Raw genomic sequence first — 12,902 nt, forward strand, 5'->3', positions numbered from 1 at the left:
GTTAGGCCGAAGCGCTGACGCGGAGGGGGAACTGATCCATGGTGCGCATGATCGGGTGCATCCCGTAGACCGGCTCGCCCGCGACCTCGACCTTCGGATACCGCGCGAACAGGCTCTGGAGCGCGATCTCGGCCTCCATGCGGGCGAGCGAGGCGCCAAGGCAGAAATGGGGACCCAGGCCGAACCAGTGGGTCCCCGTGTGCTGGCGGCGAATGTCGTACGCGTTCGCATCCGCCAGATATTCCGGATCCCGGAACGCCGACATCAGGAACAGGAAGACGGGCCGGCCCCGCTCCAGGTGAACATCTCCGTACGTGAATGACTCGGTTGCATACCGAACCATCGGCACCCGGCCGAAGATGTTGAACCGGAGGGTCTCGTCGAAGGCATTCCGCGCGAGGCTCGGCTCATTTCGCAAGATCGCGAGCTGCTCGGGGTGCTGGAGCAACGTCAGGATCGCCTGATTCGTCCCGTGGTACGTGGTGTCGGTGCCGCCGACGAGCAGACCCGCGACGAGCGAGACGAGCTCGGCGTCGGAGAGCCGATCCTGCTCATCACACGCATTGATGAGCTCGGTCGTCAGATCGTTTGGCATCGGGTTCGCTCGGCGATCGGCGATGACGGCGCGCACGATCGTCATGCCGCGCGAGATGATCGGCATGCACGCCGCGAATTGCTCGGGCGAGAGCCCCGGCATGATCGTGGAGATGAGGGCCTCGGCGAAGGCCACGAACTCGGGCACGTGGTCCGAGGGGATGTTCAGGATGCTGGCGATCACCCGCACGGGATATTGCCGGGTGAATTCGGTGGAGATGTCGACCTCGCCCTCCTTCGGGAGCTTGTCGAGCAGCGCGTCGATGATCGCCTTCACCTTCGGGCGATGCGCCTCGACCGCGCGCGGGCCGAACGTCGGGTTCAAGAGCTTGCGCAGCCGCGCGTGCGCCGCCGGGGGGACCATGAAGAGGTCATTCTCGCGCAGCGCAACGAACTCGGGGTAGGCAGCCTTCAATTCGGGAGGAAAGCCGGCGCCGAGGGTGGGATCGACTCCGAGCCTCGACTCTCGCAGAAGCGCCATGCAATCGCGGTAACGGAAGAAGATGTACCCGCCTCCCTGTTCCCAGTGGTAGACGGGCGACTCTTCACGAAAGCGAGCGAGCAAGGGGTGCGGATCCTTGGTGAACGAAGGATCCATGGGATCGTAACGCAGAGGTGCGGGCGTCGTCATGAGCGTATGCATAGCACGCCATGACGACGCCCGCCGGACGTGGAAAATTACTGCACGAGAATCATCGAGCTGCGCGGCGGCAGGTTTACGGTGGGTCCACTCACGGCCTGACCCGTGAGCAAGTTCGTGAGGTTGCCGCTCGGCAAGTTTCCGACGGATCCCTGCGTGTCGCCGCGGTTGATGGCGACGTAGACCGTCTCGGTCGAGTGCACCATCTTGTAGGCCATCGTATCGTTCGAGGCCCATAGCGACGAGCGCTTGCCGCGCCGGAGCGCGACGTGATCCTTGCGAATCTGGCCGAGCTTTTCGAGGTGCGTGCGGAGCAAGGTCTGGCCGGCGGAGTACCCGTTCCATTGCATGAAACGCCGGTTGTCCGGGTCACCCGCGCCGGGCAGGCCGATCTCGTCTCCGTAATAGATGAGCGGGACGCCGCGCGTGGTCATGATGAGCGTGAACCCGTTCGCCATGCGCTCGAATGCGTCCTGACCGGCGGGCAGGCCCGGCTGGTTTTGCCAGTTCATGTTCTTGCCGCCGTCCCAGGAATCGCTCCAGAGCGGGTTTTGCTGGGCCAGATGAATGACACGCGGCAGGTCGTGGTTGCCGATGAACGTGCTCATGACGCCATTTCCGTAAGCGTCGTCGTTGCCGTTCAAGAACCCTTCGAGCTGCTGCATCGTGCCCTGGCGCATGAGGATCTTCGAGCAGATCTCCGCGCGGAGCGGGAAATCGAACTGGCCGTCGAGCATGGTCGACGGATTGACGTATTTCTTGATGAGCGATTTGTCGCCCGTGTACGTCTCGCCGACCATGTAGAAATGCTTGCCCGTGACGGAGTCGATCTCGGCCGTGACGCGCGAGCGGAGCTCGGTCAGCCACGACATGTGCATGTGCTTCAACGCGTCGAGGCGGAAGCCGTCGATGCCCGTCTGCTGCCACCACCAGACCATGTTGTCGATGCTGTACTTGCGCGCCGCCGCGTTCTCGTAATTGAAATCGGGCAGGTAGGGCGTGAACCAGCATTTTTCGGTGGTCGCGCCGTCCCAGGAGCAGCCCTCACCGCAAACGCAGTTGCCGCCGCTGCCGTTCGCGTTCGGCCAGAACCAGCTCGGGTTGTCGTTGTAGACCTGCGCCGAGTCGTGCGCGTGGTTCGCCGCATAATCGATGAGGACGGTGATGTTCACCTTGTGCGCCTCGTCGACGAGCTCCTTCAGCTTCGCCATCGTGCCGAAGCGCTCCTCGGCCTTGTAAAAGTCCTTCGGCCAGTAGCCGTGGTAAGCGCTGTAGTTCTTGCCGTCGTTGCCGAAGCCGGCGAGCTCGGTGTTGTCGATCGGGACCGTGAGCCAGAGGGAGTTCACGCCGAGCTTCGTGAAATACCCGTCCTTGATCTTGTTGACGACGCCCTGCCAGTCGCCGCCCTGGTAATTGGACGCCGTCGGGACGTTCGGCACGGCCGTGCCGTTGTTCGAGGGGTCGCCGTCGAGGAAGCGGTCTACGAAGACGAAATAAAGGACCGCGTCGCGCCAGGCCTCGACGGGGCTGTCCTCCGGCGGATCGTCGCACGTCCAGGGGTCGCAGGTCGTCGGCGAGACGAGGCTGTTTTTCCCACCAAACCCGTCGTCGATCGTGTTCGGGTTGCCCGGGTCGTTGATCCAGTTGTTCCCATCGATGACGAACTTGTACTGGACGGGCTGGTTGTAGGGAATCGGGACAGTGGCTTCCCATTGCCCGTTCGCCTTCGTCATGGGGACGCCCACGTCCCAGCCGTCGGCCGCGAAGTTGCCGCGCACGACCACGCTGGTCTGGCCCATGTCGGCGAGCGTGAAGATGTAATCGCAGCGCTTCAAGCTATCGTCACACATGGGCGGGCCCGGGGGCTCGCCGCCGCCCGCGCCGCCCTGGCCCGTGGGGCCACCCGCGCCGACGCCGGAGCCGGAGCCGCTGAGCACCGGGGGTTTTTCCCCGGGATCGTAGCCGCCCAATCCATCAGGCGGCTGAAAGCCATTGAGGTCGTCGCTCGAGCAAGACGCCGCGCCGAGCAGCGGCGCGACGAGGAGGCCCGAGAGGGCGAGCGCTGTGAACGTATTCATCGAAGTTTTCATTCGGAGGCCCGTCAAGGTGAGGGGTTGCGGCAAGGGCTCCCCGCGCGCACGAGCACGCGGAAGGAGTGGGCTTCGAGCGGAACGGCGCCGCCGGCGGTAATCTCGATCGTCTCGCCGGAGAGAACGTCGACGTAGCTGCCGAGCGGCACGGCGCCGGTCGGCACGGAGACGAGCGCCGTCTTGCGCGCGAAAAACACGAGCACGGGATCCCCATCCCCCGCGTCCCGCAAATAAGCATATTCGTCCTTGGTCGCCACGATGGGCCTGCGCGTGCCCGTACGAAGCGCTAGCGAGCAGCGGCGCAACTGGCCGAGCCTTCGGACGAGGTCCCGCACCTCCGATTGCAAAGGGCCGATCGCCGCAGGATCTGGCATCACCCGGCGCGAGTCCGGATCCCCGGCGCCCGCGAGCGCGAGCTCGTCGCCATAATAAAGAACGGGCAGACCGTGCAGCGTCAGAATGAACGCAAGCGCCATCTTCGCCCGCGCATACACGATGGGATCCGTCGGCTGCGCGGGTTTGTCGTACCAGGGGTCGTTCGCGCCGTCGCCCGTCACCTCGGAGACGAACCGCGAGGTGTCGTGGTTGTCGAGCATGCGGCCGAGCACCGCGCCCGAGCCTTCAATGGCGGCGTCGGTCGAGACGAGGACGTCTTCGAGCTCGGAGAGGCTGCCGCGGTCGAGGCCAAAGACCTCACGGAGCTTCCACATGAGCGGGAAATCGAAGGCACCGGAGAGGGTATGCGGGCCCAGGAAATACCGAATGCTCTCGATGCCGGCCGCGCCGGGGCCGGTGAAGACCTCGCCGATCGAGAAGAGCGCGTCCTTGCCGGCCGCGAGGCGGCCGAATGCGTGCGTGATCCGGCGCGTGGCCGCGCGCGGCATCATGGGAACGGCGTCGATGCGCACGCCGTCCGCGTCGAACTCCTTCATCCAGAAGATGGCGTCGTCGACCTCGGCCCGCATCGAATCGGGGTGCTCGAATCGCACGTCGGGCATGTACGAGGTAAACCAGCACGTGGAGAGCTTTTCGCTCCAGCCGCAGCCAGGCGAGCCGCACACGCATTTGTCGAGGCCGTCGTTGAACCAGCCTTTGTTCCGGTTCGCGAGATATCGCTCGTTGTGCTCGTAGACGTGGTTCGGCACGAGGTCGAAGATCACGCGGATCCCGTGCCGATGCGCCTCGTCGACCATGGTGCGGAGGGCGTCCTCGCCGCCGATCCGCGGCTCGACCCCGCGCGATTCGAGCGGCCAGTAGCCGTGATATCCCTCATAAGGCCGGCCGTCGCCGCGGCCCTCGCGGATCTCGATCGGATTCGTGTAGACCGGCGAAATCCAGAGCGCCGTGACGCCAAGCTCGTCGAACGTGCCGCGCTCGATTTCCGCGCGCACGCCGTCGAGCGTCCCGCCCGCGCGAGAGCCGGATTTGTCCGGAGGTAGCGGCGCGAGCGGCGCGCCCCCGTCGCCGCGGAAACGGTCGATCATGAGGTGATACAGGAGCCCCTCGTTCCACGCGTTCTGCGTCGGATCGATCCACGCGACGGCGATCTTTGGGCTCGCCTCGGCGCCGGATTCATCGGCGCCGCGGAGGGTGAATGTATGCTTACCGCGGCCGAGCCCGCGCGCGACGAACGTGAATCGCCCGTCCGCCGCCTGGGCGTTCCAGGGCAATATCTCGCCGCCGCCGCGATGCTCGGCCCGCAGCGACGCAGGGTCGAGCGCGGATCCCTCGGGCGCCGCCAGAAACACGCCGCTCACCGTGACCTCATCGCCAGAAACGTCGACGGCGTCGACACGAATCTCCGGCGCACCGCAGCTCTCGGCCATCGCGAGCGAGACCTCCTCCTCGCCCTTCCACGTGGTCAACGGATTGAGCCGGTCGAGCGAGCGCTTGCCCCCCTGGACCATGCGGTATCCGTACTCCCCGGGAGAAAGATTCAATGGGAGTAGAAACCATCCGTCGTCGCGTTGCTCCAAGGGCTTCGCCTCGGCCCAGCCGTCCCAGCTCCCCTCGACGCGGATGTCGCCTCCCGAGCCGGGTTCGGCCCAGATCACGGTCGCGCAATCACGTCGCGGGAATTCGGGTCCGCCGCAGCCCGCGGAGGCAAGCCCGAGCACCAAAACCCATGCGTGAAGGAAGGACGTCGTTCGCATGGCTCCTCGTTATGCATTACCACACCGGACGGCCGTTCGTCATGCGTGGAGCACGAAGCGACGACCGAGCGCGGGGGACGGATCGGCGGCTCCTGGCAAAGGTTCCTGGTTCGAATCGATTCTAGCGTCGACCGCGGGAGAGGGCATACGCGATCCCCGCCTGGAGCGTGCTCCGCGTGGGGACCTTCGCGCCGAAGTCGATGTCGAGCTTCACGAGCGCCTGCGCGACGTCGCCTCGGATACCCGTGATCACGACCTCGGCGCCGAGCAATTCGACCGCGCGGACCGTGTCGAGAAGGCGGCTCGCGACGTGGGTGTCGACCACACGGACGCCCGTGATGTCGATGATGAGCGCGCGCAAGGCCCGCTTGCTCGCGCCTTCGAGCGCGACGCGCAGGAGATCCTCGGCGCGCCCGGCGTCCATCGCGCCGATGAGCGGGATCACCATGACCTTGTCGGTGATCGGCACGAGCGGCGCAGAAAGCTCGGCCAGGCGCGCGCGCTGCATTTCGATCATCGCCTGCTCGAACGAGGCGCGCTCCGCCTCGGCCTTGGCGCGGCGCAAAAGCTCGGCCTGGAGGCCATCGTTCGCCCGCGCGAGCTCGTCCGTCCGGCGCCGCACATCGGTGAGGAGGAGCGCATTTTCGAGGGCGATCGCCGCCTGCGACGAGAGGAGCGAGAGCAGCTCGACGCGGTCCTCCGAGAATGCGTCCTCGACGAGGCGATTTTCGAGATAAAGGACGCCCGAGAGGGCGTCGCGGTGGACGAGCGGCAATCCGAGGAAGGATCGGGGCGCGGCGAGGCCGAGGTGAGAATCGGCCTCGAACGGCGTGCTGGACGCGCCGCGACCCATGACGACCTGTGAACGCGTGCGCGCGACGTATTGCACGACGCTCGGCGCGACGCCGGAGGCCTCGGCGAGCGGGCGCATGGAGCCGACCTCGGCGCCGTCGACAGTCAAGCTGGCGCCGACGAAAAGCTCCCCTTCGCGCGCGAGGACGAGCGCGGCGCGGTCGGCGCCCGCGACCTCGAGCACCGTGCGGAGGAGGCGTTCGAGCAGACGATCGAGGTCGATTTCGCCGGCAATGGCCTGCGCCGCCCGCACGATGGCCATCGCGTCGAGCGACCTGCCGCCGCGCGAGGGGCGTTCGGCGACGCGCGCCGGTTTGTCCGCGGAGCCGCTCCCCCCCTGTTCGGGCGAAGTGCCTCCAAAGACGTCGGGGTGCCGCGCTTCGAGGTCGCGCACCTTCGCGCTCGCGCCCCAGCGCGCATACGCGCGCATCGCCGCTTCGAGGTACGGGCGCGAAAGCTCGTGCCGCCCGCGGCCGGCGTAATAATGCGCCGCGCGCTCGGAGGCGAGCGCCTCGTGGTGGACGAATCCGTTTGTCCGGGCCGATTCGATCGCCTCGTCGTAGAGCTCGCGGGCCTCGCCGTGACGCCCCTCCGCCGCGTGAATCTCCGCAGAGATGAGGCGATGCAGCGGGAGCCAGTTGTCCGGAAAAAGCCCGAGCCAGGCGCCGAGCTTCGCGTGGTACGGCGCGAGGCGTTCCTTCAAGCGCGCGCGCTCGGCCTCGTCCGCGCCGGCGAGGCGCACCGCGAATGTGAGGGCGACGAGGAAGGTGGCGAAGGTCTCCAGGTAGAGCCACATGCTCGCGGCCATCTGCCCCTCGGTGCGCTCGGCCCATACGAGCGCGCCGTCGAGATCGCCGTGGAGCAAGCAGAGCTGCGTCCGCAGGGCGTGGTGCATGCACGCTGCATATCCGGAATTGGGCTCAATCGTCTCGACAAACGCTACGTCGTCAAAATGGTCGCCGTCGAACGAGGCCGGCGCCCGCGTGCGCCCGTCGAGGGCGGCGAGCATCCGGCCGAATGCGGCGAGTGTGTATGTGGCGAGCGGATCCCGCACGCCCGGCAGGATCCCCGTGGCTTTGGCCCAGGCCTCGCGCACCGAGGCGAGCGGCTCGCCCGCCCAGTACCGCAGGGCGACGCCGAGATAAAGCGAATACGAGACGTACGGGACGTCGCCCACTTCGAGGCTACGGACGAGCGCGCGCTCGACGAACGGGAGCGCGCGCCGGACGGACAAGAACGGCGTGGAGCACGCGCCGATGGTCCAGGACGTCCTGCCGCGGAGCGCCGGGTTTTCGATGCGATCTTCGAGCAACGCCGCGAGCTCGAAAAAAGCCCGCGAGGCCGTCCCGTCGCCGAGGATCATCGCCAGCATGAGCGCGTAACTGGCGTACGCGTACGACGCGACGTCGGCGTGGCCGTGCTCGACGCAGGCGGCGACGAGCCGTACGATGACGACGAGGTAAAGCGCCTGATCTGCGATGTACGTGGGCGGGACGAGCGCCGTGAGCAGATCGAGCTGCGCGACGACACGCGGATCTGCGATGCGCGGGGCGCGGACGAGGTCCTCCGGCGTGCGCCCGCCGACGAGGCGCGCGATATCGGCGAGCGCCGCAGGGAGCGAAGCGGCCTCGGCCCCTCGTTCGGGCAAAAGAACGCCTAGCTCGGACAAACCCTCGCGCCCGGCGGAGATTGCATCCATATAACGGCCGCGCGACACCTGGAGGGCGAGGCGCTGCCCGTGCACGCGCGCCCGTTCGAGCGGCGTACCCGCGTGCGAGAGCGCCTCGGAAAAGAGTGCCTCGGCGCGTTCGGCGTGTCCCTCGATATACACGCATTCGGCCCACGAGGAGAAGAACACGAGGGCAAACGCCGGATCGGAGGCGAGCGCGGACGCCGAGAGGAGCGCGGCCGAGGCGTCGTAGAAATCGACGGCGACGTGGAAAGCTGCCTGCGATTGGGCCTTGCGGCCCGCCTCGAAGAGCAGATGCGCGACGGAGAGGCGTTCGTCCGGGTCGTCGAGCAGCAAGGCGCCTTCACGAAAATGGTGGGCGATCTCGAAGAGGCGATCGCCTTCGGCGCCGGCCTCGGCGCGCATCCCGCGGCCGATCGCGAGGTGCACGCGCGCCCGCTCGTCCCCTTCGAGCAGCGATCGGGCCGCCTCGCGCACTTTTTCGTGCACGAAATGGTAGGTGCCGGTGCCCGGGACGATCATCCCCAGATCGATCGCCTCGGCGAGCGGTCCGGAGAGATCGGCCTCGGGCGCGCCGAGGATCCCTTGGAGTTTGTCTTGCTCGAATCCATGCCCCAGCACGGCCGCAGCAGCGAGGGCGCGGCGCGCCCCGGGCGAGAGCTTGCTCAACCGCTCGGCCACGAAACGGGCAGCGTCATCCGGAATGGGCACTTCGAGGATACGCCGTTCGTCCCAGCGAACGGCGTTCGTCGTAGGATCCCGATCGACGAGGCCCTCGGAAAAGAGGGCGTCGAGCACGTGCAGGACAAGGAAAGGATTGCCGCGTGATTTGCGGTGCAAGAGGCGCGCGAGCGTCGCGACCTCGTGCTCGGCGACGGAGAGGACGTTCGCGACGATACGCCCGACGTCCTCGGATTCGAGCGGGCCGAGGACGATCTTTTGAAGGGTGACGCCACGCGGGGTGATGGATTCGAGGAATGCACCGAGCGGCTGCGCGGGCGCCGTGTCCTCCTCGTGCGCCGCGCCGAGGACGAGCAGGCGCGAGATGCCCTCGTCAGCGAGGACGTCGGCGAGAATGGCGAGCGTTTCGGGATCGGCGTGATCGAGGTCGTCGAAAAAGACGGCGACGAGCGGCCAGTGCTCGCAGAAGACCCGAAGGAACAGGCAAACCGCGCGCCCCACGCGGCGGCGTGCTTCAGCGGCCCCGAGATCGGGCAGCGGCGGCGATTGTCCGAGGACGAGGGCCACGTCGGGCGCGAGGTCTTCGAGCGGCGCGCCCTGACCGTCGAGGGCCACGAGGAGGCGCGCGCGGATCGCGTCGAGGCGCGCTTCCGGCTCGGCGAGGGCGCGGCGCGCGAGGGCCGTGACGACTTCGGCGAGGGGCGCGCGGGGCGCTGCGCCTTCCTTGGGTTTCGTCGCGACAAACAGGCCACTCTGGTGGATGATTTGCTCGCGCGCCTCTGCGACGAGCGTGGATTTTCCAGAGCCGGCCGGACCCACGACGAGCACGAGCTCGGGCGCGCCCGACATGGCCCGCCGCGCGGATGCAGCAATTGCGCGGGCCTCCGCTTCGCGGCCAAAGGTTTTGTCCCAGATACGCCGATCGTCGGGACCGTCGCCGGTGCCGAGGGGAAACGGCGCGGCGTCGGGGCCTTCGCGCAAGAATCGTTCGAGGTCGAGCGCGAGCGCGCGGCCCGCCTGGTATCGCTCCGCGGGCGCCTTCGCGAGGAGCTTCTGCGTGATATCCGAGAGCACGCGCGGGATGGCCGCATCCCGCTCGTGCACGGGCACGGGCGCGCGCGCGAGGTGCGCGTGGGCGAGCGCCAAGGGATCGGCGGAGACGAACGGCGGCGCGCTCGTGAGCATTTCATACAGGATGGCGCCGAGCGAATACAGATCGGCGCGTCCGTCGAAGCCGCGGCTCGCGCGCCGCGTGCGCTCCGGGGCCGCATACGCGAGCGAGGACTCGCGGACCGGGCCACGCCCATCGGCGCCGCTGCGAGGGCCGGCGTCGGCGAGGAATGCGTCGCCCGACGCGGGCTCGACGAGGATCGTCGCAGGCGAGAGATCGCCGTGGGCACGGCCTGCGCGATGAAGCTCGTCGAGCGCGAGGGCGAGCGCGAGCGTGAGGCGCGCGGCCGCCTCGGGGGTTTGCATTCCAGACGCGAGGAGGCCGGCGAGGGTCGTTTGCCCGCGCTCGTCCCCTTTCCCCAGGCCGCTCATGCCAACTCGTCCCTCCGATGCCGTTCGAGTCGCAGCACGAGATCCCCGACGAGGCCCGTCCAGCCGGTCTGGTGCGAGGCCCCGAGCCCCTCGCCGGTGTCTCCGTGAAAATATTCGTAAAAGAGGAGGTTGTCCCGGAAATGCGGGTCGAACTGGAAGAGGTCGGTGTCACCGTACACGGGCCTCTTGCCGTCGGGTCCGCGCTCGAAGAGGGCGACGAGGCGCGTCGCGATCTCGTCGGCAGCCTCGCGGAGCGTGCGGGGCCCGTGCGTGCGCGTGGCAGGTATACACAAAACGTCGCCGAAGCCGTGTTCGAGGCGGAGGAGCGAGCGATAAATCATGTATGCCGTGGGCAGCCAGACGGGACCACGCCAGTTCGAGTTCCCGCCTTTCATGCGACTCCTCGATTCCCCCGGCTCGTAGCTCACCTCCAGCCGGCGTTCGCCCTGCCAAAGAACGACAGGCCGTTTCTGGTGCTCTTTCGAGAGGGAGCGCGGGCCGAACGGCGAGAGGAACTCGTCCTCGTTGAAGAGGTGGCCGAGGACGCGTTCGAGCTTTCCGGGCGGGACGGCCGTGAGGACGTACCGGCCGTCGGGGCGCTTGATGAGGGCCTCGGCGAGGTGGGGGTTTTTCCCGAGGAACCACTCCATGCGGCGGCGGAAGTTGTCGAGCTTGCGATAGACCTCGGGGCCGATGACGTGCACGGCGAAGAGGGGAATGAGGCCGACCATGGAGCGCACGGGCAGGTGGTGGGGCTCGCCGTGGACCGTGAGGATGTCGAAGTAAAACCCCTCGGCGTCGTCCCATAGCGGGATCTCGGGGGGCTCGGCGTGGTGGAAGGTGTAGGCGATGCGGAGGAAATGCTCGAAGAACTTGCTCGCGGCGTCCTCGTACGCAGAGTTTTCCATGGCGAGCTCGAGCGCGATCCGCATGATGTCGATGCAATACATCGCCATCCACGCGGTCGCGTCGGCCTGTTCGAGCTTCATGCCGGGCGGCGGCGGCTCGCTGCGGTCGAAGATGGAGATGTTGTCGAGGCCAAGGAAGCCGCCCTCGAAGACGTTGTTTCCCTCGGCGTCGCGCTTGTTCACCCACCAGGCGAAGTTGATGAGCAGTTTATGGAACATGCGTTCGAGGAAAAGACGATCGCCCTTCCCGCTCTGTTTGCGCTCGATCTTGTAGAGCTGGTAGGCGGCCCAGGCGAGGATCGGGGGATTGATGTCGCCGAACTCCCATTCGTAGGCCGGAACCTGTCCGTTCGGGTGCTGGTACCACTCCTTGACCATCAGCTTGAGCTGATTTTTCGCGAGGTCCATGTCGATCGGTGCGAGCGCGAGCGCATGGAAGGCGAGGTCCCAGGCCGCGAACCAGGGATATTCCCATTTGTCGGGCATGGAGATGACGTCGGCGACCGAGAGGTGCCGGAAGTCCTTGTTTCGGCCGCGGAGCCGCTCGGCCGGCGGCGCGAGCGCGTCGCCGCGGAGCCAGACGTCGACGTCGTAATGGTAAAACTGCATGGACCAGAGCAGGCCCGCGGAGGCCTGGCGCTGGATCGTCCGGCGCTCGTCGGACATGTGCGGGCCTTGCATGGCCAGGTAAAACGCGTCCGCCTCGGCCTTGCGTTGCGCGAGGAGCTCGTCCGAGCCCTCGAACGGAGCCCGCTCGGGCTCGGGGCAGAGCCGCGCACGGAGGACGACACGGCCCCCGGCGGGTACGTTGAACATGCGCCACGCCGCCGCCTTCGAGCCACGCCCGGCGGGGTTTGTCTTGGATTCGTCGCCGTGGACGACGCGAGCGTGGAAGGCATCCTTGACGTACGGCGTGCGCGACGGCGAGCCAAAGAGGCGCTCGGTGTTGGTCTCGTTGTTCGTGAAAAGGAGGGTCGTGTCGTCGCCCTCGATGTAAAGGTGGAAGGCGCCGAGATCGTGGTGATTGCAGCGGAGGGAGGTGAACCCCTCGCCGCGTTCGCCTTCTTGGATCTCGGGCGGCGCGACGACGATCTCGTCCCACGACCAGGTGTTGCGGAACCAGAGGTGCGGCAAGACGTGAATCGGGGCATCCTCGGGGCCGCGGTTCTCGATGGTGACGACCATCAAGATGTCATGGGGCGCGCGTTTCGCGTATTCGACGGTGACGTCGAAGTATCGACCCTCGTCGTAGAGGCCGAGGTCCCAGGTCTCGAGCTCGGGTTCGTCGCCGCCGCGCGTGCGATTTCCCGCGACGAGCTTTTCGTACGGATAACGACGCTGGGGATATTTGTAGAGGAAGCGGAGGTAACTCGACGTCGGGGTCGCGTCCTCGTAATGGTAGACCTCCTTGACGTCCTCGCCGTGATTGCCTTCGGGGCCGGTGACGCCAAAGAGGCGCTCTTTCAGAATGGGATCGCGGCCGTTCCACAAGGCAAGGGCGAGGCAGAGGATCTGCGTGCGATCACAGATCCCCGCGAGGCCGTCCTCGTTCCAGCGATAGGCGCGGCTCCGCGCGTGGTCGTGCGGGAAATACCCCCAGGCATCCCCACTGGCGCTGTAGTCCTCCCGGACGGTGCCCCAGGCGCGCTCCGCGACGTAGGGCCCCCAGTCCTTCCAGCGAAGAACACGCTCGCGCGCCTGGGCGAGTCGATGGTGCTCCTCGGTCTTCCACGCCTGCATGCCTCGAACATA

Annotated in this window: 5 protein-coding genes; all 5 read right to left on the bottom strand. The window is 67.2% G+C overall.

What is annotated here, in order from left to right; all coding sequences use genetic code 11:
* Position 1: 1 nt before the first annotated feature.
* Positions 2-1,225, bottom strand: coding sequence for a cytochrome P450 (locus POL67_RS49215; protein ID WP_271929215.1), 1,224 nt, complete (start codon positions 1,223-1,225; stop codon positions 2-4).
* A gap of 47 nt (positions 1,226-1,272) precedes the next feature.
* The gene (locus tag POL67_RS49220) at positions 1,273-3,312 is read right to left on the bottom strand and encodes an alpha-amylase family glycosyl hydrolase (RefSeq protein WP_271929218.1); all 2,040 of its coding nucleotides are present in this window, start codon (positions 3,310-3,312) and stop codon (positions 1,273-1,275) included.
* A gap of 23 nt (positions 3,313-3,335) precedes the next feature.
* A complete protein-coding gene (locus POL67_RS49225; protein ID WP_271929221.1) occupies positions 3,336-5,477 on the bottom strand; it encodes an alpha-amylase family glycosyl hydrolase in 2,142 nt (713 codons plus the stop codon).
* Positions 5,478-5,598: 121 nt separating this feature from the next.
* Positions 5,599-10,242 (bottom strand): AAA family ATPase, encoded by a 4,644-nt coding sequence (locus POL67_RS49230; RefSeq protein ID WP_271929223.1) that lies wholly within the window; start codon positions 10,240-10,242, stop codon positions 5,599-5,601.
* A complete protein-coding gene (locus tag POL67_RS49235; protein WP_271929226.1) occupies positions 10,239-12,890 on the bottom strand; it encodes an MGH1-like glycoside hydrolase domain-containing protein in 2,652 nt (883 codons plus the stop codon). The genes POL67_RS49230 and POL67_RS49235 overlap by 4 nt, the downstream gene beginning before the upstream one ends.
* Positions 12,891-12,902: the final 12 nt, after the last annotated feature.

Origin of the sequence: Polyangium mundeleinium (assembly GCF_028369105.1) — a bacterium.
In the GTDB taxonomy this organism is placed as follows: domain Bacteria; phylum Myxococcota_A; class Polyangia; order Polyangiales; family Polyangiaceae; genus Polyangium; species Polyangium mundeleinium.

Coding starts and splice junctions, on each gene's coding strand:
- POL67_RS49215 (WP_271929215.1), bottom strand. CDS start 1,225: ATGACGACGCCCGCACCTCTGCGTTACGATCCCATGGATCCTTCGTTC.
- POL67_RS49220 (WP_271929218.1), bottom strand. CDS start 3,312: ATGAATACGTTCACAGCGCTCGCCCTCTCGGGCCTCCTCGTCGCGCCG.
- POL67_RS49225 (WP_271929221.1), bottom strand. CDS start 5,477: ATGCGAACGACGTCCTTCCTTCACGCATGGGTTTTGGTGCTCGGGCTT.
- POL67_RS49230 (WP_271929223.1), bottom strand. CDS start 10,242: ATGAGCGGCCTGGGGAAAGGGGACGAGCGCGGGCAAACGACCCTCGCC.
- POL67_RS49235 (WP_271929226.1), bottom strand. CDS start 12,890: ATGCAGGCGTGGAAGACCGAGGAGCACCATCGACTCGCCCAGGCGCGC.